The organism is Arthrobacter sp. MYb213, from assembly GCF_002979915.1.
In the GTDB taxonomy this organism is placed as follows: Bacteria; Actinomycetota; Actinomycetes; order Actinomycetales; family Micrococcaceae; genus Glutamicibacter.
Genome location: NZ_PCQA01000012.1, coordinates 1 through 7739, shown reverse-complemented (window position 1 = coordinate 7739; position 7739 = coordinate 1). Strand labels below are relative to the sequence as shown.

At 56.1% G+C, this 7739-nt stretch carries 5 protein-coding genes; 2 read left to right on the top strand and 3 right to left on the bottom strand.

Annotation, left to right across the window (positions count from 1 at the left end; translation table 11 throughout):
- Positions 1-144: 144 nt before the first annotated feature.
- Both CQ011_RS17590 and CQ011_RS17585 read right to left on the bottom strand, forming a co-directional pair.
- Complete coding sequence (locus CQ011_RS17590) at positions 145-1833, bottom strand: flavin monoamine oxidase family protein (RefSeq protein WP_502692900.1); 1689 nt, start codon at positions 1831-1833, stop codon at positions 145-147.
- A gap of 46 nt (positions 1834-1879) precedes the next feature.
- Positions 1880-3358: an amino acid permease gene (locus CQ011_RS17585; protein WP_105679004.1), complete on the bottom strand. Its 1479-nt coding sequence runs from the start codon at positions 3356-3358 to the stop codon at positions 1880-1882.
- 97 nt (positions 3359-3455) lie between these two features.
- On the opposite strand from CQ011_RS17585, the gene CQ011_RS17580 reads away from it, so the two are divergent.
- Together CQ011_RS17580 and CQ011_RS17575 are read left to right on the top strand one after the other, a co-directional pair.
- On the top strand, positions 3456-5039 hold the full coding sequence (locus CQ011_RS17580; RefSeq protein WP_105679003.1) for a PucR family transcriptional regulator: 1584 nt from the start codon (positions 3456-3458) through the stop codon (positions 5037-5039).
- 77 nt (positions 5040-5116) lie between these two features.
- A complete protein-coding gene (locus tag CQ011_RS17575) occupies positions 5117-6568 on the top strand; it encodes an HNH endonuclease (protein WP_105679002.1) in 1452 nt (483 codons plus the stop codon).
- 41 nt (positions 6569-6609) lie between these two features.
- Here the strand turns inward: CQ011_RS17575 and CQ011_RS17570 are convergent, their stop codons facing one another.
- A complete protein-coding gene (locus CQ011_RS17570) occupies positions 6610-7419 on the bottom strand; it encodes a carbon-nitrogen hydrolase family protein (RefSeq protein WP_105679001.1) in 810 nt (269 codons plus the stop codon).
- Positions 7420-7739: the final 320 nt, after the last annotated feature.

The following is a 7739-nucleotide window of genomic DNA, read 5'->3' as shown; positions in this document are numbered from 1 at the left end:
GCGACAGATAAAAACTATACACAGTTTTGGGGGATGTTTCAAATCGGTGGCCTCTTTTCCACCGTGACCGTGCACACCTATTTTTTCTAGGGTTTATAGTCCGAGCCCCGCACGGATTTTCCGTACGGGGCTCGGGTGAATTATTTATGAATCCAGCACTGCCGGTTTGAGGTCAAGTCGCTTAGGACCATACTCGGCCAAGAACTGACCCGGCCCAGGATTGGTAGCCGCATCTATTCCTCCCAGATGCTCAACTACACCCCACACGGCATTCAGTCCGGTAGTAACTGCGCCTTCGGCCCAGCCCGCGGTCCACGAGACATCGTCGCCGGCAAGGAAGATGCCGCGGTGCTCCGCCGCCATCTCCTGCTGGTCGAAGTGCGTGTATAAACGCTCCTGGTAACGGTAGTGACCGGGCAGGTTGGCTTTGAAGGCACCCATGAAGTTTGGGTCCGACTCCCAGGACACGGTGATTGGCTGGCCCACTATGTGACTGCGAATATCCAAACCAGGGTAAATCTTCTCCAACGAGTGCAGCATCAACTCCATGCGGCGCTCGGCAGAAAGCGACAGCCATTTGAGCGCATCGTCATTCCAGGTGTAGGACAACAAAATCACCGCCGGCTGGTCATCGCCGTTGTCCAGCAGGTAGGTAGCCCGGTTCAAACGGTCCGTCAGCGTCATCGACATCAAATACTCGCCGGTGACCGGATCGCGGTCTTTCCAGAACGGACGATCAACCATCACAAAAGTCTTCGACGACTGCATGTAGTGACTGCGTTCGATCGCGGTCCACAATTCGGCCGGGAATAACGCTTCATCGGTATCGATACCGGTAGATAGCAACCAGGACTGCACGGTGGAGACCACGGCACCAAATTCCGCGGTTCGACCAAAGCGTTCGGTGACCTCAATGGTGTTCGAACCGTTGAAACCAGCATTGTCGGTGCGGTATACCTTGGCTACCGCCCCACGCGGCGCCCCACCGTGCAGCGAAGCCAACGAGGTGCCTGCCGGCCAATGTGCCATATTTTCCGGTGCATGGTTCCACAGCGCCTTGGGAAGTTGCGCGGCGCCCCCGGTGATGCCACGGTGGTGGTCGTCGGCGTCGGTGTAGACCACACGCAGAATCTCCAGAATAGAGTTCGGGAAGTCGGTGTCCCAACCGCCAGAGCCAAAACCAACTTGGCCGAAGGCCTCGCGGTGCTCGAACCCAGCCTGCGTGAAGGCCTTAGAGTTCGAGATGAACCCGTAGAAGCTTTCCTCGTCGAACTCCTCAAGAATTGAGTTCCACAATTCCTTGATGGTTTTGGTGTCGCGGGTCTTGATGGCCTGCTGCATCTGTTCGAAATGCGCGTCGTCTCGCAGTGCCTGCTTCCAGGCCTCTGCCACCTCACGATAGAACTCGGGGAGGTCTTCCTCTTTTTCCACGTAGATCTTCTGGCCCTTAAGCTCGATCACCGTAGAGTCGGTGGGATCTGCCAGCGGATTCGGGAAGTCGTAGGTGTCTAGGCCCAGCAGGTCGATGTAGTAGTACAGCGCCTTGCTGGAGACCGGGAAGCGCATACCGCCCAGATCGCAGGTGATCTGCGGGGCCGCGAGGAAGCTGGCGGTACGCAGTCGGCCGCCGATCTGATCGGCCTCGTAGACTACCGGCTTCAACCCCAATTTCATCAGCTCATAGGCGGTCACTAGGCCGGAGAGCCCCGCGCCGATTACCGCTACCTCGGTGCCATACAACCCTTCGGGGACGCTGCCCAGCCCGGCCGGGTTGGCCAGGTAATGGTCGTAGCTGAAGGGGAAGTCCGGGTTGAGCATATTGATGCTGTTCATTGCGAGTCCTGTAAGTCCTTTGTTCTTGTTGATGCAGCCGCGCTGTTTACTGGTTTTCGCCCACGTGGCTGGCGATGTAGTCCTGCTTGCTCAGCTGACCCAAGCGCGAACGGCGTCGACCGTAGCCCAGGTAGATTGCAATGCCCACCAGCATCCAGATCAGGAAGACCACCCACGTGTGCCAGCCTAACTGGCTCATCAGGAATAGGCAGGCGAAAATTCCGAGAATCGGGGTGATTGGGTACAGCGGAACCCGGAAGGTGCGCGGTGCCTGCGGTTGGCGTTTACGCAGGTACATCACCGAAACGCCCACCAGTGCGAAGGCAAACAGGGTACCGATGCTGGTGGCGTCGGCCAGCGCACCGAGCGGGATGAACCCGGCGGTGATAGCCACGACGATGCCGGTGATCAACGTGCCGGCAACCGGGGTTCCGGTGCGCTTCGAAACCTTGCCGAAAACCACGGGCACCAAGCCGTCGCGGGACATGCTCATCAAGATACGGGTCTGTCCGTAGAGCACCGTCAACACCACCGAGGCGATGGCCAGCACCGAGGCGAGCGCGAAGATCAGCACAAACATCGGCTGACCGGTCAGTTCGCCGACGATCTGCACCAGCGCCGCTTCGGTGCCCTCGAACCAGGTCCACTCGCGCGCGCCAATGGCAGACACTGCTACCAACACGTAGGTGATGGTCACGATCAGCATCGAAAGCATAATCGCCCGGGGCAGATCGCGTTTCGGATTGATGGCTTCTTCACCGGCCGTGGAGGCCGCATCGAAGCCGATGTAGGAGAAGAAGACGCTGGAGGCCGCGGCGGTGACGCCGGCAGCGCCCATCGGCAGCAGCGGTTCGAAGTTTCCGGCATTAAAGGCGCTGAAGGCGACGATCGAGAAGAAGATCAGAATGCCGGCCTTGATGATTACCACGACCGTGTTCACGATGGCCGATTCGCGCGCTCCACGCACCAGCAACAAGGTAGCCAGCACGACGACGATCAGTGCCGGCATGTTTACTACGCCTCCCTCGGCGGGACCCCCGGCCAACGACACCGGAAGTTCCATATTAAAGGTACGCAGCGTCTGATTAACATATTCGCCGGCGCCTACGGCCACCGCGGCTACCGAAACCGCATACTCCAGCACCAGGCACCAGCCGCAAATCCAGGCGATACCTTCTCCCATGGTCGCGTAAGAATAGGAGTAGCTTGAACCAGAGACCGGGACCATGCCGGCCATTTCCGCATAGGACACCGCCGAAAGTAACGCGGTGACACCGGCAATCACAAATGAGATCCAAATTGCCGGACCGGCGATCGGGACCGCGGCACCAAGAATCACCAGGATGCCGGTGCCCATCGTGGCACCCACACTGATCATGGTCAATTGCCACATGCCTAAGGTGCGACGCAGCTGCCCGGAGTTGCTTTCCGCTTCGCCGACCATATGCTTGATTGATTTTCGGCGGCGCAACTGCGGGCCGAGTGCGGTGACGGTTCTTGAGGTCACGTCGCTGTTACTGTTCATCGCAGGTCCTTGCTGGGAAATGGTTTTGCTGCCGAGTTCCAGCCTAAATCTGTGACGGCGCTCTCAACGTGGAATTTTTGAACTAAAATATTGTTGCATGGGACATTTCGCACCGCAATTGCAGCCCACCTGGGAGTCCATCACACTGGCGCGCTTTTTGCGCCAGCTGCCACCTGCGATCGAACTCGTCCACGACGCCGGCGATCGCCCAGTGCGCTGGGTAGAACCCAGCGATATGGATGACCCAACCGACTACCTCATGGCCGATGAACTGATCCTTACCAGCGGTTTCCCATTCCTCCAGCACGTTGCGGACCAAGAATGGATCGACCGGTTTATCGCCAAGCTGGTGCAAGCTGAGGCCAGCGCCCTTGGCTTCGGCTTGGAACCTTATTTCTCCAGCATTCCAGAGACGGTCCGTATAGCCTGTGCGCGTCACGGACTCACCCTGCTACAAATTCCCACTTCCGTCCCTTTCGCCGCGATCGGCATTGCCTTCGCCAAGCTCATGGAGGCCGACGGCGCCGCCCAGCTACGCTCCAACGCGGAAGCTAATCGCGCGCTGATGCGCTGCATTTCTCACCCGGATCCCGAACGCCAACTGGTCGATACGCTGTCCCAACGCCTCAAAGGCTCGGTCAGGCTCACCAATGCATCGGGCCAGACACGTTTCAACACCACAATTGCCTCGATCGCTGCACTGGATACCGCCACCGAGGCGCAGATGATCCAAGATGCTTTTCAGGCCATTGGTCCACAACCTTTTGCAATGCACCGACAGGACGCCCAGGTACACCTGACCTTCCCGATCCGAGCCGCCTTCTCACCCAGTGGCCAGTCCCCACTACTTGGCGCGCTCAGCGTCGGATTCTCACGTACGCCCTCCGCCTTCGACCACCACCTGATCACCTCAGCACTAGGCCTATTAGAAGTGCTTGCCCGCGAACGCGCCGCCAGTTCGGCCGCTTCTTCGCAGCTTGCCACGTCCCTGCTCTTCCGCTCGCACACAGCCCTCGACTCCGAGACGTTGAACTACTTAACCGAGAGCATCGGCAGCAATACTAATCAGGTATTGCGCGTCGCCGTCATTTCTCCCCTAGGTACAGCGCGCACCACAGAAACTAACTTCCATCTCGCGCATGTTCATGCATTATTCGACACCCGCTTGGCAATGCGGCGCGACGATCACCTCATCGCACTAACAAGCGCCGAACCCACGACAGATTTATTTGAACGCCTCAAATCCAACGGTTATTTGGCAGCGTTCAGCACCCCTGCCAAATTGGAATCCCAGCTAGGTGAAAGGCTGGGAGAACTACTCGCCCAGGCCAGCGGGCTGCTCCCCCAAATGCTAGAACGCCAACAATGCCTAGACGCCGCATCCATCCCTCGCGCCTTCGCTTCACTGCTACCAGCACAGGCTGGAAGGCAGTTGGCGGAAGAAGAGCTGGCGAAAATCCTTGAATTACCAGAGGCCCGCCGTGACCTCTACTTAGACGTGCTTCACGGATGGTTGGAAGCCAACGGCTCCTGGGATCAGGCTTCGAAAAATATCAATTTGCATCGCAACTCGGTTCGCCGACATATTGCGACTATCGCTGAGATTCTTGGCAAAGATTTAAACCAGGCGCAAGTCCGCCACGATCTGTATCTTGCGCTGAAGTTCCTAACGGCAACCTAACCCGCAGTACCAAAGGTATCCACAGTTTTTTTACAGTATTAGAAGAGATCTTCGAACTAAAGAAGTATAATTACAACATGTCCGAAGCAATGGCGCAACGACAAGGCCAAGACGAACCGGCGCTTCATGAGGATTTCGAAGTCCAAATGAAGCAGCTGCAGAATAAGCTGGCGTGGATTGAAGAACACGGCAGTAAAGCCGACTGCGTTCAAGCAATAGAAGGACTCGAAGGGCTCGTCTCTTCTTTTCGCTATCACCAGGCAGGTCTCGCTCATCAGCTAGAGAAGCAAGTTGTACGGGAGCATGAAGACCGTGGCACATCCATCGATGATCAAACTCGTGGGGCCGCTAGTACCTTCGCTCTCGCTCGTAAACAGTCACCTCAAGGTGTACGAAACTTCTTGGTCAATTGCCGCATCCTCTTCGAAGACACCCCTAACTTTGCTGCAGCTTGCTCTCGGGGCGAATTCACCGAAGCACAGGCCCAAGCTATCCTCACCCCGTTACAGGATGTCAGGGCAGTGCGTCGCGTTGAATTTGATGAAATCTACGCGTCGACCCCCGACATGTTTGATTCCATGGGGCCAAAACAAATCAAGGAAACCGTTCAACAGTTCGTTCTGGGTTACACCTCGGATCCTGAGTCCAAAAAGCAAAAGAGCTCCGAAGAGAACCGGCACGTCCGTTTTCACGTTGATGAGGACGCGGGGTGTGTGAAGCTCAGTGGCGAGCTCCCGCTCATTGCCGGCCTTGCGCTGAAAATGTACTTACGTGAAGAGGCTCGTAAGCTCAAGAAGCAAGGTGACCCCAGGACCCTCGCTCAGATCAAAGCCGATCTACTAACTAGCTATATGATCGCTGGCGAAGCGACGAATATGCGCATTGCTTTGAACGTCGGGGTGATTATGACCGACAGAGCGCTGTTCCTCGGTGAGCGAGAACCGGCATTCCTCGAAGGCTACGGTTTCATTTCAGCCCAGACCGCCCGAGAATGGATCGGTGGCCACCAAATTCCCAATCAGCAGACTTTCGAGGAAATGGAAGCAAAGCTCACACCAGAGTTTATTGAGCAGATTGAAGTGATGACTGAGCTGACCCGGTTGTATACGGCTCCGGGAAACCAAGAATTAATCTCTATGGATTCCAAAGCCCGGATCTTCCCGGAGAAGCTCAAGAAGTTCATTCGGATTCGCGACCGTCACTGCCGCACCCCGTTCTGCGATGGAATGGTCGAAGAAATAGACCACGTAGTCCAGCATGCTAGGGGTGGACCAACCAGTGTTTTCAACGGAGACGGTCGCTGCAGCCTATGCAACAAGGCTAAAGAATCAGCTGGCTGGTATGAGTACGTGACATTGAAGGGCCCGCATTCGATGGTGATCTGCCCTGGCTCCTCAATGTCATACCACTCAACTGCGCCACCAGCGGCAGGGTATGCGCATAAGCCCTTCCCACAAATGATGTGCGATTCGAATTGGATCTCACGAGTTAAAGAACAACTCAAGAACCAGCGTGGCCCTGACCTCTGAGCGAGCTGAAGCAGATCGATGGGATGTTAGGCGAATGCCAACTAGTCTTCCAGCGCGTTGGTTCGCTCGGCAGCCCATTGGGCATAAAGCTCTGGACGAGCTTCTGATAGATATGGAACTTCAGTCTTAGCCCGCTCATAGGGACCAAGGTCAGCGTAAAGTACTTCAGGTTCGTGGCCCGCTTGGGCGAGAACAGATCCGTCGGGTCCCGCAATTACGCTGGTGCCAGCTAGCTCAAAGCCAGCTTGGCTGCCGCTGTGGTTGGAATAGGCAATGAAAAGTTGACTCTCCATTGCCCTCGTTGGAACTAGATGCGTGCAAACCCGTTCATACCCACGTCCCATGGCCGTCGGGACCAGTAACAGTTCAACAGAACGTCGGGCAGCCTCACGAACGATCTCGGGAAATTCAACATCGAAACAGATCACCATGCCAAGCATTATTTCTTTGTACTCGAATGAGGCAGGCGGATTGACCCCGGGCACGAACACGGCTTGTTCTTCAGAACCGAAGAGCTGAACTTTTTGATAGTGGGCCAGTTCGGTTCCTTTGTGGTCAACAAAGGTCGACGTAATCAACCAACCACTATCCGTTACTTCAGGAAGTGAGTATGCAAGAGCGATTGCATGCTCCGATGCAATTTCCGAAAGACAACGGTGGACGTCTGGAATTTGTGTTGCATCTAAAGACTCACGCAGTGCATACGGCGCATATCCCACGGCAAACAATTCTGGTGTCAGCAAGATTTCAGCCCCTTTGGAAGCGGCTTGCCGCGCGGCACGCTGAATCACTTCAAGGTTGCTCTGAATATCCAAGACCTCAGCCTGGGCCTGCATCACCGCGATGCGCATGTATTTCCTTCCACGAAATCTTGTTGTCTCGGATTAACACTACGTCGAGATAACTACGGGGTAGCTAGGCGGTTTGACACCGAAGTTTCGCATTCAAGTACTTTTCGCACCACCGATAGACAAGGCCATTAGGAATGGGTTTTTAAACAGAAAAAAGGGTCCCACCCTTCCAGGCAGAACCCCACACCACAACCACCCACGCAGCCGGCAACACCACCAACACGCAACCAGCAACCGGGAGGGTTAAACAGGTGAAGCCCCGAACACCACAGTGTCCAGGGCCTCAAACCATCATCATTACTGACTTTCACTTACTTCAA

Coding starts and splice junctions, on each gene's coding strand:
- CQ011_RS17590 (WP_502692900.1), bottom strand. CDS start 1,833: ATGAACAGCATCAATATGCTCAACCCGGACTTCCCCTTCAGCTACGAC.
- CQ011_RS17585 (WP_105679004.1), bottom strand. CDS start 3,358: ATGAACAGTAACAGCGACGTGACCTCAAGAACCGTCACCGCACTCGGC.
- CQ011_RS17580 (WP_105679003.1), top strand. CDS start 3,456: ATGGGACATTTCGCACCGCAATTGCAGCCCACCTGGGAGTCCATCACA.
- CQ011_RS17575 (WP_105679002.1), top strand. CDS start 5,117: ATGTCCGAAGCAATGGCGCAACGACAAGGCCAAGACGAACCGGCGCTT.
- CQ011_RS17570 (WP_105679001.1), bottom strand. CDS start 7,419: ATGCGCATCGCGGTGATGCAGGCCCAGGCTGAGGTCTTGGATATTCAG.